The organism is Vampirovibrionales bacterium (assembly GCA_016712355.1).
GTDB lineage: Bacteria > Cyanobacteriota > Vampirovibrionia > Vampirovibrionales > Vampirovibrionaceae > JADJRF01.
The window spans coordinates 1,184,054-1,208,745 of sequence record JADJRF010000005.1 but is presented as its reverse complement, the minus strand read 5'-3'; the positions used below and the strand labels follow the sequence as shown (position 1 = coordinate 1,208,745).

The following is a 24,692-nucleotide window of genomic DNA, read 5'->3' as shown; positions in this document are numbered from 1 at the left end:
CGGGAGAGAGCGGGTCGTTTAGAGATAATGCAGACCGCATTCGGTCTTATCGCTGCCGGCCCAGCGGCCAGAGCGTTCATCGGCGGCGTCGAGCGGGGCGCGGGTGCAGGGCGCGCAACCGATGCTGGTATAGCCTTGCTCCCACAGGGGATGCGTCGGCAGTTGATTCGACTGGAGGTAATCGTACAAGTCTTTGCTCGTCCAGTCCAGAACCGGGTGAAGCTTGTACTGACCTTCCTGCGTGCGCGTAATGTACGCCAGACCGTCCCGGAAGGCGTTCTGACCGGCGCGCACGCCGGAGATCCAAGCGTCAACGCCTTGTAACAATTGCCGCATGGGGGCGACCTTATTGACTTCGCAGCAGCGCTCCGGGTTGGCGCGATACGGCTCAGGCCCCAGTTCCGCTTGCAGCGCTGATTTTTCAAGCGCTGGGGTTAACACGCGCAACGTGAGCCCAAGCTGTGAGACCAACGCATCGCGAAACGCCAGCGTCTGCGGGAAATGAAAGCCCGTCTCCAGAAAATACACGCTCGCGCCCGGGCGCGCAACGCTGACCAGATGGCACAAGCCCGCGCTCATCGCGCCAAATGACGAGGTAAACGCCAGCCCGTCGCCGAAGACCTCAAAGCCCCAGCGCACGCGCGCCAGCGCCGTCATCGAGGCCAGCGCCGCATTGGTCTGGGATAAATCCGGATCGCGATCCAGCGCCGCGCGTTTATCCGCCATAAACAGGCTCCTGTAAGGCTTTCTGCGGCAGTAATGCGCGATCGCGCAAGGCGTTTAGAATGATATCGACAGATTCCTCCACGGTTTGCGAATCGGTCTGGACCGTTATATCAGGGTTCTGAGGCGGTTCATACGGATCGCACACGCCGGTAAACTGAGGAATCTCGCCGGCGTCGGCGCGCGCGTACAGGCCCTTGGGATCGCGGGCGCGCAAGGCGTCGATCGAGGCGCTCACGTAGATTTCCACAAAGCGCGGCGACAGGCGACGGGCTTCTGCGCGGGCGTCGGCATAGGGCGAGATGACTGCCGTAATCACAAACACGCCGTGGCGGGCCAAGAGCCCGGCGACATAGGCGATTCGGCGCACATTAACGTCGCGATCGGCGCGCGAATAGCCCAATTCCTGGCTCAGGTAGCCGCGCACGACATCCCCATCCAGAATTTCGGCAGGCAGATGCAGCGCAGCGAGTTTTTCGGCCAACGCGCTGGCGAGCGTGGATTTCCCCGCGCCAGACATTCCCGTGAGCCAGAGAGTCACGCCGCAAGCGCAGGACGAGGAAGCATTGGAGGCAGACACAGACAGACTCCTAGGGCTTAAGATACAACAACCACAGGGTAATCATCCCGCAGGACAAGCCCTTGAGCAGCACGCCCGGCGCAAGCAACTGGCGCACGCGTACATGCGGCGTCGAGAGAATCAGCGCGATGGCCGTGGTACTGGTGGGCAGAATAAAGGATAACCCGCTGGACAGCGCCACGGCCAGCGTGGCCAGCTTGGGCGAGAGGCCCGCGCCCACGCCCAGCGGCAGCGCAATGGGCAGAAAACTACTGACCGCAGCGGAATTATTCATCAACTCGGTGACAAACAGCGCAATGGCTGAGAAAACCCCCGTCAGGGCCTGCGGCGAAAAGCTCGCAACGGCCTCATGCAAATGCGCCTCCAGCCAGCGCAGCGCATCCGTCTGATTCAGCGAGAAGCTCAAGGCCAGCGCGCCGCCGTAGATAAGGATAATCCGCCAGTTGGTCTTGCGCAGCAGCGTCGACACGCTCACGCAGCGCAGCGCAATGAGGCCCACGACGCCCATCAGCGCGATGCCTTCCAGCGTGAGCTGTTTGCTCAGCGTCAGCCACAGGGTCAGCACCACCGTGAGAACGATCGCCGTACGCAGCCGCCGTCCACGCGCCGAAGGCGGCTCTTCGCGCTGGTGCGCCTCGCTGAGCGCATCCAGAGCCGGGTCCAGATTCGCCACATCAATAGGAAAGAACAGCCGCAAAACGCCATAACCCGCCACGCCCAAGGCCAGCGCCAGGGGCGCGCCAATCGCGGCCAGCTCCCAGAAGCCAATCGAGGCGCCGCTTGCCTGATGCAGAATCGCATCGGCGATTAAGGCGCGATTTCCGCCCAGATAGGTCGCAATCCCGCCAATGACCGCGCCCCATGCCATCGCCACCAGCAAAAACGCCGGATAGCGCGAACCGGGACGAATCTGGGCGATGTCATCGGCCAGACTCAGGACGATGGGGAACATCACGGCGACGACAACATGTTCTTGCACCACAAAGCTGGCCAGCAGGCCCATCGCAAAAATCAGGGCAGGCAAGCGCGCCGGGGTCGATCCCGCGCGGTGAATCAGACTCAGCGCCAGGACCTCGGACAGTCGCGTCTCTTTAACCGCCGTCCCCAGCATAAAAGCGCCAATCAGAAACAGCACCGCATGGTGCGTAAAGGCCGCCCCAATCACTTCCGGGCGACTCACGCCCAGCAGCAGCAGGGCCCCGACCACCAGCGCACTGGTGATATGCGGCGGGGTCAGATTGGTCATCCACAGCAGCACCGCGACGCTAAAGACCGACAGCGCCCCCCAGCCCGCCGCGCTCAAGCCCGCCGGCGGATGAAACAAGCCAAAAGCCAGCAGCGCCAAGCCAATCACGATCGCTGCCAGCGGCTGGGCCTTCAGGGTATCCAGAATCCGCGCGGGGAGCTGACGCGCACAGGCGCCTGTCTGGCCTGCGAGCGTCCGCCAGAGCGGCGCGCCGGGAGCGGAGAGGATATGGGTCATAAGAGACTCCTTTAAAAAAGGAAACAGGCGATAACGAAAACCGCCTCCCGGCGATTGGCGCGAGGGAGGCGGCGGTGGCAGTCTGAAGAAGCTGGAAGACTACGACGGTCGGCGATTCCCATCACGCGCGGGCGAGGCCATACACATGGCCGACATCATCGTCATCATAGAGGTCTCAAAACAAAGCTGCGACAAGATGTCATCCTTCCAGAAGGCTACAAAACGCCTGCAAACACGCCGGATTCCCGATCGGTCCGCGCAGGTGACGCCTGCCGGGGATCGCAATTCCAGAGTGATCGAGATTGTAGTACGCGCGGGCCATCTGTCAAGCCATGGAAAACGACGCAAGCCGGAGCCGGGCGGCCCTTCTCGACACGGGCTTCTTATGAACAAAAACGCGCAGCAGGTCCGAATTGATCGCCGTGCCGGAGGCAACAGCCGCCCCGGGCCGTCATGTAACTGTTACATGCCACGCAGACAGCCGTTTCGTGCGGATTGGGCTACAATAAGCGCGTGGCATCGTTAAGGATGAGAGAGCGTCTGTGACAACGCGCGGGATACTGTTATGACGGCGCGCGCGCACTGGCGTTTTCGCGGAGGCGAGGCGCCGCACCTCAGCCCGGCGCTGATTAAGGCGGCGGGCGATTCGCGCATTCTGGCGCGCCTGCTGTTGAATCGCGGGCTTCAGACGCCGCAAGCCATGCGCGCGTTTCTGGACATGGACGCCTACGCGCCAACGGATCCCGCGCAACTGCCCGACTTTGCGCCCGCGCTGGCGCGCCTGCGGCAGGCCATCGACGGGGGCGAGGCGATTCTGGTCTTTGGCGACTTCGACGTCGACGGCCAGACGGGAACCGCCATTTTTACGGACACGCTGCGTCATCTGGGGGCGAATTTCAGCGCGTACATTCCCGATCGCGCCAGCGAAGGCCACGGGCTCAACGCCACGGCCCTGTGTCGGCTCGTGAGCGCGCGCGGCCTCAAGCTGGTGGTGACAACCGACACTGGCATTACCAATTTCAAGGAAGTCAGCCTGTTACGAGGTCTTGGCGTCGACACGATCGTCACCGATCACCACGATCCGCCGGAGCAGATCCCGCCCGCCGTTGCCAACGTGAATCCGAAGCTGTTGCAGGACGCGCAGCACCCGCTTTATCACATGTGCGGCGCAGGCGTGGCGTACAAGCTTTGTCAGGCGCTGCTGTCGTCATACGAACAGGCCGATTTCGCCGAAACCCTGCTGGATTTAGCCGCTCTCGGCACCGTCGTCGATATGATGCCGCTGCTTCAGGAAAACCGCTGGCTCGTCTGGCGCGGCCTGCAAGTGATGAACGCCAATCGCCGTCCCGGCATCGCCGCGCTGCTGGCGCAAGCCGGGGCGTCCCCTGAGGCGAGCGTCACCAGCGAGACGCTCGGCTTTACCATTGGCCCGCGTCTCAACGCCGTCGGACGTCTGGAGCGCGCCGATGAAGCCGTCGAGCTGCTGACGTCTGCGGATCCCGAACGCTGTCGTATCATTGCGGCGCGCTTTGAGGCGCTCAACCGCAAGCGTCAGGAGTTATGCGAGCGTACCGTTCTGGACGCCGAGCGCTATGTGGTTTCCCATGGGGCGCTCGATGGTCAGCGCGCGCTGATTCTGGCGAACGCCGACTGGCATCCGGGGATTATCGGGCTGGCGGCCACGCGGCTGAAAGAGAAGTTCAGCGTCCCGGTGTTCCTGCTGATTCCAGACGCCGCCAAGCGCGAAGCCCGCTGCTCGGCGCGCAGTATCGACGGATTTCCGCTGATGGAGCGCCTGTCAGAGTTGAGTCATTACTTCCTGCACGCGGGCGGTCATGCGGGCGCCGGCGGCTTCGCCCTGCCGCTGGATCGGCTGGAGGCCTTCAAAAACGACCTCTACGCACTGGCTGCGCGTACGATTACCGACGAGATGCTACGCCCGACGCTGGAAGTCGACGAGCGGCTCGACTGGGAGCATCTGACGCCGGGGCTGATCACGATCATTGATCGGATGCGTCCCTTCGGGCAAGCCAATCCTTCGCCCCTGTTTCTGGTAGAAAACATCGCCATCGCCGGGCAAAAGACGCTGGGCGAGTCAGGCGACCACCTCAAGCTGATTCTCGCTCCGAGCGACGCGCCAAGCCGGACCGGCCCCCCTGCGCCCAATCAACAGAACCGCATCGAAGGCCTGATCTGGGGATTCGGACGCAGCGGCGCGGGCGCGCGTCTGGACGCCAGTCATCCATGGTCGCTGGTGGCCTCAGCCGAGCAGAACGACTGGCGCGGCCAGCAGCGGCTTCAGTTGATTATCCGCGACTATGCGCCCGCCGGATCCACCGATGCGCGCGCCCAGCGCAGCCAGAGCGCAGCCATTGCGCCGAACGCCGAGGGACCGCCCGCGCAGCGCAATGGCCATGAACGCAACGCCTCTTCGCAAAGCCCGGCTGTGACGGCCCCTGCTCGCGCTCAGACGGAAAAAATGAGCGCACAAGAGGAGGAAGGCCCCACAATCTGGCTGGATCACCGCAGCCGCGAGGGCGTCGAAAGCTTCGTCGGGCAATTGATGCTGCCCCTACAGGAGGGCCGCTCCGTTGCGCTCTACCACGAAGGCCGCGCGCCTCAGATTCCCTTTCTGGACGAGGGCATTCTCTGCGGGCGTGAGACGCTGCGGGCCGCCCAGGAGCTGGTATTCTGGGACTTACCGCCCGATCCGGCGACGTTTCGCCACGTGATGGAGAGCGTTCAGCCGTCGATGGTCCATCTGGTGGGCGGAAAATATCAATCTGCGCCGGTGTTTCCACCCGCGCGGGATCTGGCGCGGCTGACGGCGATGGCGATTCGGCATCTGGCCGGCGAGCGTCCGGGCGACCCCATTGCCCTTTCGACGCCGGAACTCGCTCAACGCCTCGCCACGACCCCGGCGGTGATTGTCGGCGCGGTTGCGTTGCTGGCGCGCCTGAATCAGCTTGTCGTCGCGCCCTTGGGCGAAGACGGGCCAAAAACGCTGTCGTTACAAGCCCTCCCGACGCTGGACCCGGCGAGTATCCCGGAGGGAGATACGCTGACATCGTTGCTGGAGTATCACGCCTTGCGTCACAGCCTCTCTCAGGTCAGTCGTTACCGACACTGGCTGCTCAGCGCGCCGATGGAAGCCATCAAGACGCTGGGACCGCTGGCGCCCGACCTGTTTTCGCTCGCCGCGCGCGAGCCCGCCCAGACCGTCAGCGCGGCGCGGGCGTGACCCATCGCCTTGCGCGTCGTACAATCGGCTTGTCTTCCCCACCTCCCGGATAGAAGGATCCCTCGTTATGGCCACCACCACGCAGATTCCGATGCCGCGTCAAGAGATCTCCGTCTCGCAGATTCAGGCCGCCATCCGTGACGTCCCGGATTTCCCCAAGCCGGGCATTATTTTCAAGGACATCACCACGGTTTTGCGCGATCCACGGCTGTTTCGCCAGACGATTGACTATTTTCACTACTATCTGGGCGATAAACCCGTCGACTACGTGGTTGGCATCGAGTCGCGCGGCTTTATTCTGGGTTGCGCGCTGGCGTATTCGCTGGGCGCGGGCTTTGTGCCGATCCGCAAGGTTGGCAAGCTGCCGGGGCTGGTCGAGCGCCATGAGTACGATCTGGAATACGGCTCAGACACGGTCGAAATTCACAAAGACGCCATCGAACCCGGTTCGCGCGTAGTCTTAATCGACGATCTCCTCGCCACCGGCGGCACGGCATCGGCCGCGGCGACCCTGCTGACCCGTCTGGACGCGCGGCTGACGGCGACTCTGTTCATGGTCGAGTTGGGCTTTCTCAACGGGCGCGCCAAGCTGCCCGCCGGGCTCGACGCGCATGCGATGATTGTCTATCCCTAGGGCTCAACGCTCGTCTATACGGGCGATCACGCCCTTCAGCCAGCAGGATTTTCGCTTACACGCACGCGTTTTCAGAAGAAAATCGCCTGAAAATCTTACTGAAACAGAAAAATCGTCTTCCCGCGAGCCTGAAACTGCCTTGAGAAAGGCGCGTTTAGCCTTTCTGACGAAACGCGCCCGGTAATCCCTCGCGTTAAAAATGGCTTTTTTCAAGCCCAGAGCGGCTTCTGAAAAATCGTAAATATTGATCTCTATGCTTTTTAAAAACATGCGCTAAGGTGAGGATAGCGTTCTTCAACCGAGGCGTTTTTCCATGACAGACCGGGTTTCTCGGCCTCAGGCCCTGTTTTTTACGCTGATGGACAACCTCGCGTTATTCGAGGAAGTCATTGACGCGGCGCTGTCCTCGGGCAAAACCTGGATCGGACTGTGGGGCGTGCATTTTCTGACGCGATACGACGCCTTTATCCAGAAATGGCTACGCTGGCCGCTTTACGATCCCGCGACGCAGGCGCGCCCCAAGCCGATGGCCGACGTCTTGCGGCGCATGCTGACGATTCTGGAGCGCCCGATCGCTGAACTGAGCGCATATGCAACGCCCCCGCTGCGCCCTGCGCCCCGATGCCCCGTCGCGCCCGCGGGTCGCTCGTCGAATACGCCAGAGGGGCTTTTGTCATCTTCGTTTTCATTTTCTCCAGAACCTAAAATAACAGCGCCGCGCTTTCCCCGACGATTTCTGCTTGCGTTTGCCCGTCGCCGGCTGGCGGAACTGGAGGGGACATCAGCTGAAGCGCCGGTTCAGAAAACGTCCAGCGCGTTAGAGCGCACGCAAACCCTTTCGCCAACAGGCGAAAGCAATAGAGACGATCGCTTTGTCATCCGGCCCGCGTGGCGCGCCGCCGATCTCCCGCCGGATTATCAGTGGTCGTCTTATACCCCATGGGGGGAAGGCCTGATGCTGGCGCGGCGCTGCCGTTTTGGCCGCCGCCTGAAAGAAAGGCCCGCGCAGTTTTCCGATGCGCGCCTTGATGCCATCCTCGCGCGTCAATGGCGAGCGATGCCGCCCTGGGTGACGTATGAGGGCAAGCCCCCGCCACGGTTTCGCTGCGATCTGCCGGGCTATGACGCCCCGCAGGTCCCGTCGTCTCGGCGCCAGGCGCGCGGGTCTCCTTGAGACGAGGCTGTTTCTTAAGGACGCAAGGTCCGAAGGCCTCTCATATCAGGGCTCATAGCGCTGCTATCGGGCTTAATCACCACTTCCGGCTGGAGGATGACGACCATCTCATGGTCGCGCCGGTCGGTGTACTTGCTGCGGAAAAACGCGCCGATAAAGGGAATCGAGCCCACGCCGGGCAGATGGCTGGCCGACTCGGTTTCTTCCTGATTGAACAGGCCGGCCATCACGAAGCTCTCGCCGTTCATCAGCTCGACGGTCGTCTGAAAGCGCCGCGTCGCGAAGGCGGGCACCGAAACCGCGTTGGTCGTAATCGCGTTGGCATTGTCCACCGTGCTGACCTCGGGGGCGATCTGGAGGTGAATCTTGCCGTCGTCGTCCACCGTGGCAATGAGGTTCAGTCGGATGCCAAACTCGTGATATTCAATGCTAATCTGGCCATTGGTCCCGGTGACCGGGATGGGAATCTCGCCCCCGGCCAGAAAACTGGCCTTTTCGCCGCTAAGCATCACCAGCGTTGGTTCCGCCAGCGAGCGGGCCTTGCGTTTTTCCACCAGCGCGCTGATGGCCAGCGAATGCTTCTGCTTCAGCGTGAGAAACTGCGTCACCCCGTCGCCGAAGACAGGATTCACGCCGCTGGCGAACTTGACGGTTCCCGAGCGGGCTTTTTCCGCCGCGTTTTCGAGAATCAGGCTGCCGGAGTCTTCGGGATCGAGCGTGGCCACGGTCTTACCCGCCGCCGGCGACTGCGAGCCGCTGAAGCTGCCCAGCGTCACATCGTTATAGTTGCCCAGATAGTTGCTGCCCAACTGCTTGAGCGCCGCGCGGTTCACGTCCAGCACCTTCACCCGGCACAGGATTTGCGGGCGCTGGGACACTTCCATCATGCTGACCACATTGCCCGAGGCGTCGGTGACAATCGAGCCCTGCAGGATATTGATGTCCATGTTGTCGTTAAACGCTTCGGCGCCCTGGAAATCGGCCTTGCCCGTCTGGCGGATCGCGTTGCCGCCGGGGCCGGTCAGCACCGTCAGGCCAGGTTTGCCGTAGAAGACGCTGGTCAGATTGATAGCGCGGCTGATAACGTTCGCGCTTCGGACCTTTCCGGTCAGAATAACCTTCTCCGCGCCGCCCAGACCGGGGGCGACATCCATACGAATATTCGGATCGATATCGCGGAGCTTGAGCCGCACAGCCTCCGCCTTGGTGGAAGGCTCTCCCTGAATGCGAATCAGGTTAATAATGTTCGGGACTTGCCCCGGAGCAGCCGATCCCGGGCTCATGCTGTTGGCGTCCTTATCGCCCGCCGCGCCGGAAGCGCCGCCAGCAGCCGCCGAAACCCCGCCGCTTTTGCCGGTGAAGTAGGCTTTCGCGATTTCCACAGCCAGTTGCGCCTGTTCGCGCGACGCGGCGGCGCCGGTCAGAATGACGGAATCTTCAGCCGCCATGGGCATCACGACGATTTGCGGGTCAATCATGCGAATCTGGCGCGAGAGCGTGGTCACGTCCCGCTGAACCGTGATGTCTACGACGCTATAGCGATCCGCATGGGCGTCATCCCAGATAAGCAGGTTGGCGACGCCGACCTTCGAGCCGACAATCTGCACCTGCTTGGGCGACAGGACCACCACCGAGGCGACATCCGGGTTGCTGAGCGAGACTCGGCTCGCAGGATATTGCAGATTCACGATGCGGGCCTTGCCCAGGGTGACTTCCAGCGACTGGGCGGCCACGCGGGCTTCGGCTTTGGCGACGACCGGCGTCGACACGGCTTTGGGCGCACGCTTGATGGTCGACGCAGACGCAATCACCGATGCAGGCAAAGGCATCGGCGGGATCACGGACAGCGCATTGTCAGAAGCCGCCGCGCTCGCGGGGATTTCAGGCCGGGCCACAGGAGCGGGCAAGGCCAACTGAAACAGGTTGAGCGCCTCTTGCGGCTCGGGGATGGCGCGCGCCTCCGGGGCGGCGGCAACGCTCAGCGGCGGGCGGTTCTTGGCCACGCGCCAGGCGACGTCATCCGCCAGGACCTGCTCGGGATTATCCAGAAAGGAGAACGCCGGCTTGGGCGCGGCCTTCTCGGGCGCAGCTACGAGGGGAGCGGCAGGCGACGCCGGGGGCGGCGTGATTTTGGACGCTGTGGGAATCATCACGGGCGCACTGGCGGGCGCACGCTTGCTTGGGGGCATAGGGGCTGGCGTCTGGGCGGGATGCAGCAAGGATTGGGCCTTTTCGCCCCACATCACGGGCATGGGGCCCCCGACGAGCGCGCCAATCATCAGCCCGCTCAAGCTCACGGCGATTCCGCCTCTGAAGTTCATCACGTCGTTTCCTCCACCCGTTTGCTCGTTAGAATGCGCTTGCCAGCGTCTCGCTATCCAGAATGCCACTCTCAGAGAGGTGTCCAGCGCCCGGCGCCGCTAGAAGTTCACCGTCGACTTACTGCCACCCTGAATCAGCTCGACAGTCCGGCCCGAACTCCCCGGACGCGGGGTTGCGGGCGTTACGGGATCCGCCGATCTCGCAGCAGGTCTGGCAAAAGGCCACGCGCCAGGAGCCGGGGCGCCGGCGCCGAGAATCAACTGACGGCTTTCCGCGCTGCCCAGCGTTGTGGTTTTGGTATCGCCTTCGCCGCGCAGCGTCAGGTGAATCTCGCTGGCTTCTTCCAGCAGCGCGGCCTGTTCGGCTTGCGACGGGCTCAGGGCCAGCGTGACGCTGGAGGTGGTCTTGGCCCGCTTCTCAGCATCCTTCTGGGATTTCTCGCGCTGGCGCTGCTCGCGCTCGATATCTCGGGCCGATTTCTTGGCTTCCTGTCCGGGTTTAGCCTTCGGGTCGCGCTCGGCGTCCAGCAGCGCAGGCGGTTTTTCGGCCTGCGGCTCGGCGTTGTTAATCATGGTTTGGGCCGTGGCCAGCACCAGGACGTTTTGCAATACTGTGCGAGACAGGCGCAGCTTATCAGTCGGGGCATCCTCTTCCTGAGAACGCAACTGGAACGTGGCGATGACGTCGACATGATCGCCGGGCTTGACGAAACCCGCCACGCTCTTGACCTCGTTGACGCTAATCGACACGGCCCGCAAGCCATTGGGAATCATCACCGGCAGGCCGCCGCGCGATTTATCGCCCGCCAGCTTCTGACGGTAGACAATCTCGCCGGGGATAAGGTCGCCGCGAATCGTACGGCCGATCAGCTCGCCGGGGCGGGTAAAATACGAACCGGGCGACAGGTAGCGCTTGGGAAAGGCCAGCCGCTTGAGCTGAACCCCGTTCAGGGCCGTGCCCGCCGGGATGTACTGCGCCGCAACCATCACGCCTTCGGTCTCAACGACCGCCGTCTTCTTGCGATCAGCGCCCTTGACGGCGTTGTTAAACACCACCGCCGTGATAATCGCCATCACAATCGCCCCTGCCAGAAACAGAGCGCCTGTTTTACCGGGGCCGCCGGGTTTGCTCGCCATCGTTTCGCCGCCCTGACGCGTTCACGCGCCGCCGATTTGAACTCCCTTCCACTCTATCCATCGACGGGGGCGATGGGATCATCCAAGGCGAGGATCTTGCGCGATTCCCTCCAGAAGCAGCGTCCGCAGCGCATGAGGCGCAAAGGACTGGGGTTTCGCAAGGTCTACCGGCGAGACATCGGCCAGCGGCTCATGATTCAAATCCGCCCAGCGAGCGCGCTCATAGCGAAGCCCCACGTTCAGGAGCAGCGTTTGCGGGGCCGACGTCACATTCAACAGACGAAGCGCCAGAACGCGCGGGCTCGATGCGGCCATCACGCACGCCATATTCACAATGGCCGGGTTGTCCCAGCTCAGCAGCGAACGGGACACAGCCGCTGGCGGGCGCGTCAAGCTCGCAGCGCCGCCTTGCCAGCCATTCACAACGCCATAGAAGCGCGTCGCCGCCTCATAAGCCCAAGGGACAGGATCGTCCGCCGTTGGGGTCGGGGCCCAGGCATAGGTCAGCGTCATTGCGCCGTTCGACGCCTCGGGCGTTGGCAGGGGCGGGCCCGCATGCGCGCCCCGCGCGCCGGTGTCGTCTCTGGAAAGGCGTTCAAAGGTTCGAAACAGAGTCAGATTCAGGCGGGATTGGGCAATTTCATACTCGCAGCCGCCTTTTACAAGCCAGCACTGACCATTAGCCAGAATAAAGCGCTGAATCGGCCCGGTATGCGTGGGAAGTTCACGGCCTTTTTCGGCTGGCGGCTGCGCCTGCAAGCAATAAGCCGGGTCATACGAGCGGCTCACCGCGCTCAGATGGCTTTCTGCCGTCACCGTTGTCAGCGGCGCGCCTGTCTCAAAGCTGGCCTGAAACGTGGCGTCGCGCCAATCGGCCGCGTCGGGCGTTACCACGATGTCGGTTTGCATAACAAGCCAAGGACTTTGGGTCGTCAGCGTCAGGCGAGTTCGCCGAAAGGGAAGCGCCCCGCTGGTCAGAACCAGCGATGCACAGAAAGCATCCTGTTCAGTCACAGCCTGCCAATCCGAAGAATCCGGCCAGAAAACAGGCGGCGCATCTGGGCGCGGGCGATAGTTATAGGCGTCGCCGCGCTGCGGTTGAGCAACCCAGCGAATCAGATCACGATAGAGCTTCTGAGTTTGCCTGTCCAGAACATCAATGCGCCCATCCTCTCTTACAGAGAGTCTCAAAAAGGCATTTTCGATAGCATTTCGCTCGCCGTCAGTGGGTTTCAGGATGCGGGCGTCACCCGGGGGCTTTCGCGCAAGCGTTTTCGGGAGAACCGTGGCCGAAAAGGGAGGGAGATCCTCAGCCCAAATGGCTCCAGTCGCCCGGCGCACAAGGCGATGCGCCTGCGGGACGTCGCAGAAGTCGCTGCGGTAAGCGTCTCGCAAGGCGTCTGGCTCGATTTCGCAGTCAGAAAGACCTGCCTGCGCAGCCTCTCCCTCGGCGCTTACGCGAACCGGGCCGGTGTAGGGACGGTCGCCCGTGTTGACGATCAGCCAGCAATCGGCTGGAACTCCCTGCAAGGCAATGCGATCCAGGGCGCGAGCGTCGCGAATCGCCACAGCGTCAAGCAATTGATGGGCCTGCTCGTAGCGATGGGCATTCTCACGATGAACCGCGTCAATCGAGCAGCCGCCAATGCCATCATGCGCCTGATTCAGCAGCAGGAGCTCCCAGGCTTTGGCGATTTCAGCGTGATAGAAGGGGGCGGCGCAATCCGGCGGCGTCAACAACTGGGTGATGGCGGCCAACGGCTCGGCAATACGCGCAAGACGATGTTCCAGCAGGCGATTCTCGCGCTTAAGCGCCATTCGCGCCGAGTAGACGCCGGGGAGAATGAAACTGGCCGCGCAATCGCGCAGCTCGCCGCTGATCACGGGGCCGTCGTCCCGGACAGCCTGAGGGGGCAGGCGTTCAAACCAGTCGGCGGGATGAATCGTCTCCAGCGGGCCGAGCGTCTCGTTCAAGAGCTGCCAGTGAGCCGCAGAGGGCGGGCCCAGATGATCCCCCCCCAATGGAATCAGCGCAGGATAGGGCGCTGCGGCGGCGGCGAGCTTGCTTTTAAGAGCCCGCAAGGCGTCTACGCGCTCGGATTGCGTCAGGAGCGGGTCGTGAAGCATATTCTGGAAATAACCATCGGTGAGATGCAGCGTCTGGACACGGGCGCCCGACGGCGATTCCCACCAGAACAGCGCCGAAGAGGGATTCACCCCGCGCCAGAGCATGGCAGAATCCAGCCCGAAACCTTGCAGGATCGTCGGCATATCGCCGCTATGGCCGAAGGTATCGGGCAGGTAGCCGGTAAAGCGCCGACAGCCCCACGTCCGGGCTTCCTGCAAGCCGCGTTGCAGGTTACGAATCAGGCTTTCGCCGCTGACCAGGAAGGAATCAGGGGCCACAAACCACGGACCGACGCTCAGGCGGCCGTCATGAATGCGCGAGGACAGGCGTTCCCGTTGATGGGGACGCAGTTCAAGGTAATCGGCCAGCAGACAGGTCTGTCCATCCAGCGTAAAGGCGGGCAGATCGCCCGCGTCGAGGCGGTCCAGCACGGCGTCAACAACGTCGGCCAGGCGCACCTGATACTCGCGAAAGGGCGCGTACCATTCGCGATCCCAATGGGTATGAAGATACGTCAGCGTCGCAGGCGGCATAGAAGCGCCCCTAGTCGATTTTCAGGTAGATATTACCTACGACGGCTTTGTAGCGTCTTAAATCGTCTTCATGCGAGGCCAGCATCGCTTCCAGTTGCTTCTTTTCGCGAAGCAGGTGCTTCACTTGCGAAGCCAGCAGCTGATTATCGCGCTGCAATTCACGCGCGCGCAGGAATTTATCGAGAAATTCGTCATCGCGCAGGCGGGCCAGAATGTTATCAGAGATGCGACGGGCAAGATCATCTGAAACCACGCGCGCGCCGGGCGAAACAGGCGCAGGCGTCGCAGCGGCGGGCGCCATCGCGGGCCCGATGGTCTTCTCTAAAGCTGCAATCTCTTGCTCGAGGTTCAATTCGTCCGTCCAGCCGTCAAACGTTCGATGCGCCAAGGCATGCGCGCTCCTGTCTCTCTGAAAACCAACTGTCGCGCCGCTCTCTGGCATGCAGCGTCTCTATCCGCCGAGCCGGCCGCCCTGAACGCGACGCCCCTGAAGGGCCAGCGTCATTATACGGGGAGCCCGGCGGCGACGTCCGGCATCGTTGCGCAGTTGCAACAATTCTTATCGCGTCTTGTTACCGAGGGGCGGGCGCGGCGCAAAGCAACGCGGTGAGAGGCGGCTCCAGCGCAATCGCCTCGCTGGCGGCGAATCCCAGCACCGAAAGCCAGGCGTCGCACTGGGCTTGGGTCAGGACGTCGCCCTCGTCGGTGCTGACCAGCATATTCACGCCGAAAATCAGGGGCCAGCCGGGCTGGGCGCGCTGGACGTCCGCCAGAGACTCGACAATAATCAGCGAGCCGCCGGGCGCAAGGGCTTGTGCGGCCTTCTTGAGCGCTTCTTGCGCGGCGCTGGGGCCGATTGCATGGCAAAGATTGGCGAGAATCACCACATCGTAAGCCATCGGGTCAAACGAGAGTTCTTCGAGATCGCCGGCGACAGTCGTAACGCGATCGGACAGGCCGTGTTGGGCCATATAGCGCGCTGCAACCTCAATCACGCGGCGAAAATCCACCAGCGTCGCCACGCTTGCCGGAAACGCCCGTAACAGCGCAGCCGACCAATGCCCGGTGCCGCAGCCGATATCGAGAATCCGCAGGCCGTTTGCGCCCGGCGCAGGCGTCAACTCTCGTTGCGAGAGCGCTTGGGCCAGTTGTTCCGCAGACGCCTCGTGCAGGATAGCCATACCGCTGACCAGCTCAGCAAATTGCTCTTCCACCACCGTCAGCGCTTGCGCGCGACCGCTTGGACGCCCACGGCGCAAGACTTCTGTCAGGGCGCCCCAGGCGTCTGACAGGCGCCGGCCGTGAACAATCAAGCCGCCGAGATAATGCGGCGCGCCCTGAACGAGATACGGGGCATACGCCGCCGGGATCGTATAGGCATCCGGCGATTGCGGCGATTTCTGCAGAAGCCCGGCCCCCACCAGTCCATCCAGAAAAATCCGCATGGCCCTGAGATCGGCTCCTACCGCCTTGCTCAGCGCCGGGGCCGCGTCGCAGCCCTGCGCAATGCGGGTAAAGATGTCCAGCTCGATGGCGGAAAACAGCAGGCGGCCCTGCGTAAAGCCAAAAATCGTCTGATACAGCGCCGCGCAGGGATCCACGCCATCCAGAACAGGCGAAGCAGGCGATGAAACGGACATAGACAGGACTCCCGGTTGATAATCAGCGCAGAGTGAGAACAGAAGGACATCCAGAGCAGAGATAAGGCGCTAGCCAGAAGGCAAGCAGCCGACAGGCCCTAGCCAGACGATTGCAGGGCCAGCTTTTCGAGTTTTGCCTTTTGATCGGCCAGCGTCAATTGTTCGATCAGATCATCGAGCGCGCCCTCGATAACCGGGCTCAGCGAGAAGTTTTGGCCGATCCGGTGGTCTGTTAGACGGTCCTGTGGATAATTATACGTTCGAATGCGCTCGCTACGGTCGCCAGTGCCGACTTGAGAGCGTCGCAAATCGGATACTTCCTTGTTTTGGCGCTGCATTTCGAGATCAAAGAGTTTCGCTTTTAGCAGCTGCATGGCCAATTCCCGGTTCTGATGCTGGCTACGCTCCTGCGTACAATGAATTTGAATGCCGCTGGGCTTGTGAAACAGGCGGACGGCGGTTTCAACCTTGTTGACGTTTTGCCCGCCCGCGCCGCCACTGCGGATGGTCATGATCTCAATATCGCCGGGGTTGATATCGATCGACACGTCGTCGATTTCCGGCATGACGGCCACGGTGGCGGTGCTGGTATGGACGCGGCCCTGAGATTCCGTCACCGGGACGCGTTGCACGCGGTGAACGCCAGATTCGTACTTCAGGCGGCGATAGACCTGATCACCGCTGATTTGAATAAACGCCTCGCTCACGCCGCCGAGATCGCTGTCAGAAACGTTCATGATCTTGGCCTTCCAGCCGCAGCGATCGGCGTAGCGCAGGTACATGCGCATCAGGTCGGCGGCGAAGATGTTGGCCTCGTCGCCCCCGGCGCTGCCGCGAATCTCAAGCATGATGTTGCGATCGTCGTTAGGGTCGCGCGGCAGGAGCATCAGGCGCAGGGCTTCCTGCTGGGCGAGGCGCTCGTCGGCGAGGCGTTCGAGTTCTGCGTTGAGGAAGTCGCGCATCTCGTCGTCAGTTTCGCCGCGCAGCAGGTCTTGCGAGTCCTGCCAGTCACGGTCGATGCGCTTCCAGTTGGCAAAAGCGGCCATGGTTTCTTCGAGAGCGGCGCGCTGCTTGGCGAGTTCTCGCAAGCGATTAGGGTTTGCCAGCACCTCGGGCTGCGAAAGCTGCTCCCCCAGGGATTCATACGTGCGCTGAAGGTCTTCCAATTTCTCGAAAAGGGTTTCCATGACGATCAGATACCCGCGTCAAACGGCGAGAAGCCGATCGGCGCTTTCAAAACGACAGGCGGGCGCGGCAAACGGCCTACTCGGCGGCGGGCGCTTCTGGCGCAGCGGCTTCAGGCGCAGGGGCGGCTTGCGGCTCAGGCGCAGGAGCCTCGGCGGCGGCAGGTTTTGCCCCCGGATTAGCCGCAGCGCGCGGCTTTGGCTGAGACGCGGCCATGGCCTGGGCGCGACGCTTCTGCTGGCGCTCCATGGCCTCGGCCTTTTCTTTGGCTTTCTTTTTGGCGTCGAGCCTGGTGGCAGGGGCCACATCGGCGTAGCGCTTGTTGAAGCGCTCCACGCGGCCTTCGGTGTCCACAATCTTTTGCTGGCCCGTATAGAACGGGTGGCAGTTTTCGCAAATCTCAACAGAAATGGCTTGCAGCGTCGTACCGGTCAGCAGGCGGTGTCCGCACACGCAGACGGCTTCAACGACGTTGTACTGGGGATGGGTTTTCTCTTTCATGGGGGGAGGCGTCTCCAGTGGGCGGGGAAAGGCGACGGGCGCGCAGGGCGCTCTCAGGCCGCCGACGATGAATCGCCATTTTAGGGCCCTCAAGGGCGAAAATCAAGCGCGATGACTGTCGCATTCTCCTTGAGTATACTCACAAGGAGACCCTTCGTCTGGAGTCCTGTATATGATGACTTTCGCGCGGTTTCGCCTCGCGTTCGCCCTGTTGCTGCTGCTGGTGGCGGCGATGGCGGGCCGTTTCGCGCCGGGACGCGCCTGGGGGCAGGTTCCGGGGGACACCGCGCCCGAGGACGCGGACAAACAGCCCGCCGCCATCACCGACGGGCCGCCGGGCGTTTCCGCGCCCAACCCGGCGCTATCGCCGAATCGCGCCTATACGTTTTACCTCAGCGGCGATCGCATCTGTCGGCGCTGTTATTGGCGGATGATACCGCCTGACGCCATTGAACTGCGCAACGCGACGGGCGTCAGCGCTTGCTATGCGGCGCGCGAGATACTGGGCGTGGACCGGCATCCGGTTTGGCGGCGGCTCGTGGGCAAGGGCATTCGCGGAACGGGTCTGGCCGGACGCGCGATTGTCCCGCAGGCCTTCGACGACGAGGCGCATCTGGACTACCCGTAACGCCTTGAAGACGCGCAAGCGCGCTATCGCAGTCCGGAGAGGGCTATAATAAGAGATTACATTCCCCCGAGCAAGGATCCCCGCCTGTGATGACCGATTCAGACGCCTCGATTTCTTCAGACGCTTCACTCTCTTCAGACGCCTCGATTTCTTCAGGCCCGATTGCCGCCGCCGACGGCGGGCCTCTGGCCCTGCGGCCCACGATTGAACGCATTGCGCAATACGACGGCCAGCGCGTGACACTCTATGGCTGGCTGTATAACAAGCGCTCCAGCGGCAAACTGCACTTTTTACAGGTGCGCGACGGCACCGGGGTGATTCAGTGCGTGATGTTTCGCGGCGACGTGGCGCCGGCGCTCTTTGAAGCCGCCGATCGCGTCTCGCAGGAGTCCTCGGTGCGCGTGAGCGGCGTGGTTCGAGCCGATACGCGCTCAGCGCTGGGATACGAGCTGTCGGTCAGCGATTTTGAAGTGTTGGGCGCGGCTCAGGAATACCCCATCACGCCGAAAGATCATGGCGTGGCCTTTCTCATGGATCATCGTCACCTGTGGCTGCGATCCAGCCGTCAGCATGCGATTCTACGCATCCGCGCCGAAATTATCGCGGCGATTCGCGATTATTTTGACGGCCAGGGCTTTACGCTAGTGGATTCTCCTATTTTCACGCCCAACGCCTGCGAAGGGTCTTCCAATCTGTTTGAAACCCAGTATTTTGACGGCAAGGCCTACCTCACCCAGAGCGGGCAACTTTACGCCGAAGCCGCCGCCGCCGCGGTCGGGCGCGCGTACTGCTTCGGGCCGACGTTTCGGGCTGAGAAATCCAAAACGCGCCGTCACCTGACGGAATTCTGGATGGTGGAGCCGGAAGTGGCCTTTCTGGATCTGGCGGGCGACATGGATCTGGCTGAAGACTTCGTCTGCGCCATTGTTCAGCGCGTGTTGAAACGCCGGCGGCCTGAACTGCTCGCCCTGGAGCGGGACATCACCAAGCTCGAAGCCATCCAGAAGCCGTTTCCCCGGATTTGCTATGATGAAGCGCTGGCGATTCTCAAGACCGAAGGCCATGATGTCCCGTGGGGAGAGGATTTTGGCGGCGACGAAGAAACCGTCATCTCACAGCGCTTTGATCGCCCGGTCCTGATTCACCGCTATCCGCGCGAGGTGAAGGCGTTTTATATGAAAGCCGACCCCGAAAATCCCAAGCTGGCGCTGAATGTGGATATGATCGCCCCGGAAGGCTACGGCGAAATCATTGGCGGGGGGCAGCGCGAGGACGATTTCGACGTCCTGCTGCGCGGGATTCACGCCCATGAGTTGCCGCAAGAGGCGTTTGGCTGGTATCTGGACCTGCGCCGTTACGGGACGTTTCCGCATGCGGGCTTTGGCCTTGGCGTTGAACGCACCGTGGCCTGGATCTGCGGGTTGCATCACGTCCGCGAGACGATTCCCTTCCCGCGTCTGATGGACCGGCTGAGCCCCTAGGCGACGGGCGGCGGGGCCGTCAGCTTTTCAAGCAGATCGTCTGGCAGGCGGCGCAGAGGTTTCCAGCGACTGTCGAGAATCACGCAAGTGGTGAGAGCTTCCATCACCACGCGCGAAGGCGCGGCGATCGGCGGCGCTTCTGGCGCGCGGCCTGTGTCCTGCTGGCGAAACGTCTGCGAGAACAGGAGTTTTCGGCCCTCAATCGCCAGCGTCGTTTCCAGCGCCAGAACGTCCGCCATGCGCGCGGGCGAGCGAAACGCGAATTGCTGGGCCACCACCGGATACACGAGCCCGTCCGGCTCTCCGGGCTTTGAGAGCAGGACGCCGCGACGCTTGAGATAGGCCACGCGAGCCATTTCCAGCCATTTGGTGTAAGCGCCGTGCCACATCACGCCATAGCAATCGGTATCGAAAATCTGGACGTCGAGCAGCAGGCAGTCGGCGGCGGTCACGGGCGAAGGTCCTGAAGACAACGAAAAGAGCACAGACGGCGGCAGCCGGGGATTCGAGAGAATCCGAAACAGAGCGACGCCAAGGCCGGATTCTAACAAAAAAGTGAAAAGCGTGGCCGGTGGCCCAAGCGGGCGCTATAATGGAAACAGTCAACCGGGCTGGGCAATCGCGACGCGTCGTGGCAGCCGTCCGCCGGTTTCTCCGTAGCGTCTGCGAGAAGATGGAAGCGTTTCGGATGGATACGTTCGGTATTATTCAGCATTTCTTCACGCGCATGGAATGCAATTTCTGTCAGGAAGCGTTCGAGCCCGAAGACGTCGAGCTGGTGGGCGAAGGCGATGGCATGTACATCGTCAGCGTGCATTGCCACCACTGCGGACGCCATAACGGCGTGGCCGCCGTGGGCGTGGAATCTGCGCCGCACTCGCGGGCCATTCAGGATGCCAAGCGCTTTAAAGACCCGGAATTCACCGACGACGATCGCCAACGCCTCGCCCAGTCGCCGGTGATCGACGAAGACGCCGTATTAGAAGCGCATGAATTCATTCAATCGATGGGCGCCGACTGGCAGCGCTTCATCCCCGAAGAAATTCGTCAACGCTATACAACGCCTGACACGGAATCGATTCCGCCTCAATAGCCTCGCGACCGCCGTCGCCGCGATCAATCAGGGCGTAGACGCCCGTGATTTTGATATCGGGCAGGCTGCGGCGCAGGGTTTCGATGCCTTGCAGGACGGATCGCCCCGTGGTGATAACGTCTTCGACAATCGCCACGCGCATCCACGGGTCGATGGGGCCTTCGACCAGACGATCCGCGCCATGGCCCTTGCCCTGTTTGCGAATCAGGAAGCCGTGCATGGGATTGCCCGCCTGAGCGCTGCGCGCCGTAATCGCGCTGACCATGGGGGCGGCGCCCAGCACCACGCCGCCAACGGCGTCCAAGTGTAGCGGTTCAAGCTGTTCGTAGAGCAATTGGCCGATGAGATGCGCCCCGCGCCCGTGGAGCGTGACCAGACGGCAGTCTAGGTAAAACGAGGCGCGCTTGCCAGAGGCCAGAATAAAGTCGCCGCGCCGGAAAGCCAGCCGCTTGAGCAGCTCGAAGAGTTCATCCCGTTGGGTCTGAAGAAGGGCGCTGGATAGCATAAAGGGTCTCCTTGATTTGCTGATCGAGATAAGACAGACTGTCGGCGGACACTTCGCCGGGATCGATGCTGGCGCGGGCCGACTGATAATGCACCAGCGCGCGCTCGGCCTCGCCTGAGGCCAGATACAGCCGCGCCAGCTTGAGGTAGACGTTGGCCTTCCACAGCGAGTTCTCTTCGCGGATGGCGTTGGCCAGCGCCTGACGGTAGCACTCTTCGGCGCTGGCGGTTTCGCCCAGGCGCAATTGGGCCATGGCCATCAGCATCAGGGTCTGGTGCGCGCCTTCAGCGTTTTCGGCGCGGCGATCGAACTCCAGCGCGGCTTTAAACGAGGCCAGCGCCTCTTGCGGACGCTCGCGCTCCAGTTGCAGCGCGCCGATGTTGGTCAGCGTCGCGGCGCACGACAGCGCCGAGCCCATTTCGCGGTCCAGCGACAGGCATTGCTCATAGTACGTGAGGGCGTTATCGGGCATGGCGAGGTCGTCGTAAAGCTGCGCGATCTTGAAATAGCGCTCGGCATAGGCCGCCTGGCGCTCGCGGGCGGTTTCCGGGGCGGGTTGCAGGTCAAGCGCCTTGAAGTAGGCCGCCAGCGCCTCGTGCGGACGCCCTTGCAGGGCCAGCAAATCGCCGGTCTGATCGTAAATGCGGATGCGGGTCTCTGCGCTAGCGGCGTCTGCCCCCGGCGCGTCTGCGGCCTCGGGCGCCGCATCCAGAGCCGTCAGGGCCTTTTCGAGAGCCTCCAGCGCCTCGCGCGGGCGAAAGGTTTCGACGCAAAAGCGCGCCCAGCGTTGATGCAGATTCACCCGCGCCGACGGCGGAATCTCATGCGCATGGGAAAGCGCCGCCCGCAGGCAGGCTTCGGCGTCTTGCGAGCGCCCGGCGCTCTGGCGACACTCCGCAAGCGCCAGCAGGGACTCGACCACGGCGGGCTGATCGCGCCGCGTCACAGCATCGGCAAGGCGTTGCTGAATCTCCCGCGCCGGGGCGTCGGCGGCCAGAGGGGCGGACGGCGGCGGGAGGTCAGGGCCCGCGCCGGATGAAACGGCGTCATCGGTAAAAGCAGGCGTCTCGGCGCGCGTCGGCAGGGGAGGCGCATTAGAGCGAGAGGGCGTTTCTTCTGGCGTTTTTTCCCATGATTTCGATTCTCTGGGCGGGGCCGCTTCCAGCGGCGGCAGACTGGCGGCGGCCAGCGCATCGCGAAAGCGCGGCGTCGCCCCAGAGGGCGCCAGCCCGGAATCAAGCGCGGCGGCATCCGTCGAAGCGGGCGCGGAAGCGGCCTGAAAGGACAGCGGGGCTGATGTTGCAACGGCAGGCGGCGTCTTGACGACAACGGCAGGAGATTCTGTGCGAAAGATAGCGCTCTGCGCGTCGCGCGCCGCGCCGGTTCGCCGCTGACGGGCCAGCGTCGCGTGGCGGGCGGCCTCTTCCGCCAGAATCCGGGTTTTGACGGGATAGGCGCGGCGACTCTGCGGTAAATCGCGCTCGCGCAGATAAAAAGCCTCCAGCGCGCGACGCAACTGGATTTGCTCCGCTTCCGGGATCAGCGGCATCAGGAGTTTGCGCGCCTGGCGGTAAAACTCGTAACTCGGCAGAAAGGTCGATGGCGGCTCATGGCGCTTTCGGATATGCGCCATCACCGCCTGCGGCGAGAAAATCCGCTTCATGAGCGGCGTCAGCAGCGAATGATCGAGCATGGCGGCGGCGGCCTCGCGATCTTCGGGCAGCAGACCCGGAAACATCGCGCCGAGCACGACAATATCGACCGGATGGCGGATCAACGCCAGCGCATGGGTAAGTTTTCGTTCGCCGGGACTGAGACGGCGGTAAATAAAATGGATAATCGGCTCCACGGGGGAAGCCGCCTCCAGCCCGTCGAGATCGTCAACGCCCGCAGGCGTGGCGGCGGCGGCGCGATCGTCGAGAAAGGCGGTCAGTTCCTGCAAAAAGGCCGCATGGCGCTCGGGGTCGCTGGCCAGCTTCTTTTGCAGGTAAAAGGCGAGCTTCAGCAGCCACGGACGGCCCTGGGTCTTGCGGCACAGCGCCATCATGCGGCGCTCTCCCAAGGGCGGGAAGGACGATTCGGCAATCAGCGCCTGCACTTCTTTGAGCGACAGGCCCGCCAGTTGCAGGTGCGTCATGGCCGGGCCGCGCGCGCGGATATCGGCATACGGCATCCGCTCGCCGCACAGGATGACCTTGAGATTGGGAAAGGACAACAGGTAGTTGAGCGTCTCTTTCAGCGGCTGCGACATCAACTGATGTTCGCTGTTGACCAGGTACTCGATGTTATCGATCACGATGAGCAGCGGCACGTCGTTGACCCGATCGATGAGACGCTCCAGATGCATGAAGGGATCCGGCGGCGCGCCCGTGGGCGTCAGGATGCGCCCTTCTTCCGGGGCCGACAGGCTCAAGGCGGAACATAGCGTGGTGATGGACTGGATGAGAAAGCCGATGACTTCTTCGAAATCGGTATGGACGTTGACGTCAAACCAGAGCAATTGCTCGCGCCCGCCGCCCATTAACTCGACAATGCCGCGAATCAGGCTGGTTTTGCCGCAGCCTTGCGGGCCGCTGACCATGGCGAGCTTCTTGGCGGGATCGTTCAGGCTTTCGGCGAGCTGGATAATCAGCGGCGCGCGGTTGGCGAACACATGGTGGTCGTAGCGCACGCAGCGCTTGGTGACCGCCAGCGGCGAAAGCGTGTCGCGGCGATCGCGCAGACGCAGCGCGCCAGGATTCGATCGCCGATCGGCGACAAACGTCCCGGACTTCAGGCGTTCGAGAACCGCCTGACTGATATAGGGCGCAAGCGTCATGAGGTCTCTTTCCTGAGATGTCTTTCGCGAGATGGCTTTTGCGAGATGTCTTTCCCGACCCGCGGCGGCGGGCGACTGTGGGACAATAGCGCTGTCTAGAGATTGTACACCGAAACCCGCCATGCCCGACCCTTGCGATGACGCCCCGCCGCCGCCCCTGAACTGGGACGAGTGGCTTGACGCGGCGCGCGCGCTCAACGCCGCCCCGGACAATTTCGATGCGTTTCAGGCTGACTGCCAGCGACTCTATCACGCCCTGATTGAGGCCAATCGGACGATGAATCTGACGCGGCTGACCGCGCCGGAGGATTTTCTGCGCCGCCATGCGCTGGATTCGCTGACGGTTCTGCCGTTTATCCCGCACGGGGCGCGCGTGGCCGACGTGGGCAGCGGCGCGGGATTCCCAGCGTTGCCGCTGGCGCTGGCGCGACCCGATCTGAGCGTCGTCGCCATTGAGGCCACCGGCAAGAAATGCCGCTTTATCGAGGCCATGCGCGAGGCGCTCGCGCTGGAATCGCGCCTGACGGTGGTCAACGCCCGCAGCGAAGACCTCACGCGCCATCCCGATTTTGCCGGACGATTTGACGTCGTGACCGCTCGCGCAGTGGCCGCCCTGCCCAAGCTCGCGCCCTGGACGCTGCCGCTGTTGAAGCCCGGCGGGAGGCTGCTTGCCATTAAAGGCCGCCCCACGGCCCGCCAGGAGCTAACGGCCGCCAAAGACGCGCTGCGACGTTTTGCAGGCGTCCGCGCGCAGATTCACGAGCCGCCGCACGACTGGACGGCGCAGACGGCGGTGATTATCCTGGAAACGCCCCTGTAAGACGCCACTTGAAAGACAGCGCACAAACGCGCAATCTTTCAAATTGCTATCAAAATAGCACTTGTCA

General features: G+C 62.8%; 22 protein-coding genes. 8 read left to right on the top strand and 14 right to left on the bottom strand.

Going from position 1 to position 24,692, the window contains the following annotated elements:
• Nucleotides 1-18: 18 nt before the first annotated feature.
• The 3 genes from IPK79_06890 to IPK79_06880 all read right to left on the bottom strand — a co-directional run bounded on the left by IPK79_06890 (nt 19) and on the right by IPK79_06880 (nt 2,786).
• The gene (locus IPK79_06890; GenBank protein MBK8190162.1) at nt 19-726 is read right to left on the bottom strand and encodes a phosphoadenylyl-sulfate reductase; all 708 of its coding nucleotides are present in this window, start codon (nt 724-726) and stop codon (nt 19-21) included.
• Complete coding sequence (cysC, locus tag IPK79_06885) at nt 716-1,243, bottom strand: adenylyl-sulfate kinase (protein MBK8190161.1); 528 nt, start codon at nt 1,241-1,243, stop codon at nt 716-718. Before cysC ends, IPK79_06890 begins: the two co-directional genes overlap by 11 nt.
• A 70-nt stretch (nt 1,244-1,313) precedes the next feature.
• Nucleotides 1,314-2,786, bottom strand: coding sequence for an anion permease (locus IPK79_06880; protein MBK8190160.1), 1,473 nt, complete (start codon nt 2,784-2,786; stop codon nt 1,314-1,316).
• Nucleotides 2,787-2,931: 145 nt separating this feature from the next.
• Here IPK79_06880 and IPK79_06875 point away from each other — a divergent pair, with 145 nt between their 5' ends.
• From IPK79_06875 to IPK79_06865, 3 genes are all read left to right on the top strand, one after another.
• Entirely contained in the window at nt 2,932-3,312 is a 381-nt protein-coding gene (locus IPK79_06875; protein ID MBK8190159.1) for a hypothetical protein, read from the top strand.
• 39 nt (nt 3,313-3,351) lie between these two features.
• Nucleotides 3,352-6,027, top strand: coding sequence for a single-stranded-DNA-specific exonuclease RecJ (gene recJ, locus IPK79_06870; GenBank protein ID MBK8190158.1), 2,676 nt, complete (start codon nt 3,352-3,354; stop codon nt 6,025-6,027).
• 91 nt (nt 6,028-6,118) lie between these two features.
• A complete protein-coding gene (locus IPK79_06865; GenBank protein MBK8190157.1) occupies nt 6,119-6,661 on the top strand; it encodes an adenine phosphoribosyltransferase in 543 nt (180 codons plus the stop codon).
• Nucleotides 6,662-6,664: 3 nt separating this feature from the next.
• Here the strand turns inward: IPK79_06865 and IPK79_06860 are convergent, their stop codons facing one another.
• Nucleotides 6,665-6,874, bottom strand: a complete 210-nt coding sequence (locus tag IPK79_06860; GenBank protein ID MBK8190156.1) for a hypothetical protein — start codon at nt 6,872-6,874, stop codon at nt 6,665-6,667.
• A gap of 100 nt (nt 6,875-6,974) precedes the next feature.
• Between IPK79_06860 and IPK79_06855 the strand changes: the two genes are divergently transcribed.
• Nucleotides 6,975-7,835, top strand: coding sequence for a hypothetical protein (locus IPK79_06855; protein ID MBK8190155.1), 861 nt, complete (start codon nt 6,975-6,977; stop codon nt 7,833-7,835).
• Between the two features lie 14 nt (nt 7,836-7,849).
• Here the strand turns inward: IPK79_06855 and IPK79_06850 are convergent, their stop codons facing one another.
• The 7 genes from IPK79_06850 to rpmE form a co-directional block, all read right to left on the bottom strand.
• Entirely contained in the window at nt 7,850-10,159 is a 2,310-nt protein-coding gene (locus tag IPK79_06850; GenBank protein MBK8190154.1) for a pilus assembly protein N-terminal domain-containing protein, read from the bottom strand.
• 96 nt (nt 10,160-10,255) lie between these two features.
• The gene (gene cpaB, locus IPK79_06845; GenBank protein MBK8190153.1) at nt 10,256-11,293 is read right to left on the bottom strand and encodes a Flp pilus assembly protein CpaB; all 1,038 of its coding nucleotides are present in this window, start codon (nt 11,291-11,293) and stop codon (nt 10,256-10,258) included.
• 78 nt (nt 11,294-11,371) lie between these two features.
• Nucleotides 11,372-13,954, bottom strand: a complete 2,583-nt coding sequence (locus IPK79_06840; protein MBK8190152.1) for a hypothetical protein — start codon at nt 13,952-13,954, stop codon at nt 11,372-11,374.
• 10 nt (nt 13,955-13,964) lie between these two features.
• Nucleotides 13,965-14,342 (bottom strand): hypothetical protein, encoded by a 378-nt coding sequence (locus IPK79_06835; GenBank protein MBK8190151.1) that lies wholly within the window; start codon nt 14,340-14,342, stop codon nt 13,965-13,967.
• A 184-nt stretch (nt 14,343-14,526) separates the two neighbouring features.
• Complete coding sequence (locus IPK79_06830; GenBank protein MBK8190150.1) at nt 14,527-15,594, bottom strand: class I SAM-dependent methyltransferase; 1,068 nt, start codon at nt 15,592-15,594, stop codon at nt 14,527-14,529.
• A gap of 98 nt (nt 15,595-15,692) precedes the next feature.
• Nucleotides 15,693-16,781, bottom strand: coding sequence for a peptide chain release factor 1 (gene prfA / locus IPK79_06825; protein ID MBK8190149.1), 1,089 nt, complete (start codon nt 16,779-16,781; stop codon nt 15,693-15,695).
• Between the two features lie 76 nt (nt 16,782-16,857).
• The gene (gene rpmE / locus IPK79_06820; GenBank protein MBK8190148.1) at nt 16,858-17,280 is read right to left on the bottom strand and encodes a 50S ribosomal protein L31; all 423 of its coding nucleotides are present in this window, start codon (nt 17,278-17,280) and stop codon (nt 16,858-16,860) included.
• A 172-nt stretch (nt 17,281-17,452) separates the two neighbouring features.
• Here rpmE and IPK79_06815 point away from each other — a divergent pair, with 172 nt between their 5' ends.
• Together IPK79_06815 and asnS are read left to right on the top strand one after the other, a co-directional pair.
• Entirely contained in the window at nt 17,453-17,908 is a 456-nt protein-coding gene (locus IPK79_06815) for a hypothetical protein (protein MBK8190147.1), read from the top strand.
• A gap of 89 nt (nt 17,909-17,997) precedes the next feature.
• Nucleotides 17,998-19,389, top strand: coding sequence for an asparagine--tRNA ligase (gene asnS, locus IPK79_06810; protein ID MBK8190146.1), 1,392 nt, complete (start codon nt 17,998-18,000; stop codon nt 19,387-19,389).
• Here the strand turns inward: asnS and IPK79_06805 are convergent.
• The gene (locus IPK79_06805) at nt 19,386-19,841 is read right to left on the bottom strand and encodes a hypothetical protein (protein MBK8190145.1); all 456 of its coding nucleotides are present in this window, start codon (nt 19,839-19,841) and stop codon (nt 19,386-19,388) included. The genes asnS and IPK79_06805 overlap by 4 nt on opposite strands.
• A 140-nt stretch (nt 19,842-19,981) precedes the next feature.
• Between IPK79_06805 and IPK79_06800 the strand changes: the two genes are divergently transcribed.
• The gene (locus tag IPK79_06800) at nt 19,982-20,482 is read left to right on the top strand and encodes a hypothetical protein (protein MBK8190144.1); all 501 of its coding nucleotides are present in this window, start codon (nt 19,982-19,984) and stop codon (nt 20,480-20,482) included.
• Here the strand turns inward: IPK79_06800 and pyrE are convergent.
• Nucleotides 20,418-20,987: an orotate phosphoribosyltransferase gene (pyrE, locus tag IPK79_06795; protein MBK8190143.1), complete on the bottom strand. Its 570-nt coding sequence runs from the start codon at nt 20,985-20,987 to the stop codon at nt 20,418-20,420. The genes IPK79_06800 and pyrE overlap by 65 nt on opposite strands.
• On the bottom strand, nt 20,950-23,805 hold the full coding sequence (locus IPK79_06790) for a tetratricopeptide repeat protein (protein ID MBK8190142.1): 2,856 nt from the start codon (nt 23,803-23,805) through the stop codon (nt 20,950-20,952). The genes pyrE and IPK79_06790 overlap by 38 nt, the downstream gene beginning before the upstream one ends.
• 121 nt (nt 23,806-23,926) lie before the next feature.
• On the opposite strand from IPK79_06790, the gene rsmG reads away from it, so the two are divergent.
• Nucleotides 23,927-24,625: a 16S rRNA (guanine(527)-N(7))-methyltransferase RsmG gene (gene rsmG, locus IPK79_06785; protein ID MBK8190141.1), complete on the top strand. Its 699-nt coding sequence runs from the start codon at nt 23,927-23,929 to the stop codon at nt 24,623-24,625.
• Nucleotides 24,626-24,692 lie beyond the last annotated feature (67 nt).

Coding starts and splice junctions, on each gene's coding strand:
- IPK79_06890 (MBK8190162.1), bottom strand. CDS start 726: ATGGCGGATAAACGCGCGGCGCTGGATCGCGATCCGGATTTATCCCAG.
- cysC (MBK8190161.1), bottom strand. CDS start 1,243: ATGTCTGGCGCGGGGAAATCCACGCTCGCCAGCGCGTTGGCCGAAAAA.
- IPK79_06880 (MBK8190160.1), bottom strand. CDS start 2,786: ATGACCCATATCCTCTCCGCTCCCGGCGCGCCGCTCTGGCGGACGCTC.
- IPK79_06875 (MBK8190159.1), top strand. CDS start 2,932: ATGGCCGACATCATCGTCATCATAGAGGTCTCAAAACAAAGCTGCGAC.
- recJ (MBK8190158.1), top strand. CDS start 3,352: ATGACGGCGCGCGCGCACTGGCGTTTTCGCGGAGGCGAGGCGCCGCAC.
- IPK79_06865 (MBK8190157.1), top strand. CDS start 6,119: ATGCCGCGTCAAGAGATCTCCGTCTCGCAGATTCAGGCCGCCATCCGT.
- IPK79_06855 (MBK8190155.1), top strand. CDS start 6,975: ATGACAGACCGGGTTTCTCGGCCTCAGGCCCTGTTTTTTACGCTGATG.
- cpaB (MBK8190153.1), bottom strand. CDS start 11,293: ATGGCGAGCAAACCCGGCGGCCCCGGTAAAACAGGCGCTCTGTTTCTG.
- IPK79_06840 (MBK8190152.1), bottom strand. CDS start 13,954: ATGCCGCCTGCGACGCTGACGTATCTTCATACCCATTGGGATCGCGAA.
- IPK79_06830 (MBK8190150.1), bottom strand. CDS start 15,594: ATGTCCGTTTCATCGCCTGCTTCGCCTGTTCTGGATGGCGTGGATCCC.
- prfA (MBK8190149.1), bottom strand. CDS start 16,781: ATGGAAACCCTTTTCGAGAAATTGGAAGACCTTCAGCGCACGTATGAA.
- rpmE (MBK8190148.1), bottom strand. CDS start 17,280: ATGAAAGAGAAAACCCATCCCCAGTACAACGTCGTTGAAGCCGTCTGC.
- IPK79_06815 (MBK8190147.1), top strand. CDS start 17,453: ATGATGACTTTCGCGCGGTTTCGCCTCGCGTTCGCCCTGTTGCTGCTG.
- asnS (MBK8190146.1), top strand. CDS start 17,998: ATGACCGATTCAGACGCCTCGATTTCTTCAGACGCTTCACTCTCTTCA.
- IPK79_06800 (MBK8190144.1), top strand. CDS start 19,982: ATGGAAACAGTCAACCGGGCTGGGCAATCGCGACGCGTCGTGGCAGCC.
- pyrE (MBK8190143.1), bottom strand. CDS start 20,987: ATGCTATCCAGCGCCCTTCTTCAGACCCAACGGGATGAACTCTTCGAG.
- IPK79_06790 (MBK8190142.1), bottom strand. CDS start 23,805: ATGACGCTTGCGCCCTATATCAGTCAGGCGGTTCTCGAACGCCTGAAG.
- rsmG (MBK8190141.1), top strand. CDS start 23,927: ATGCCCGACCCTTGCGATGACGCCCCGCCGCCGCCCCTGAACTGGGAC.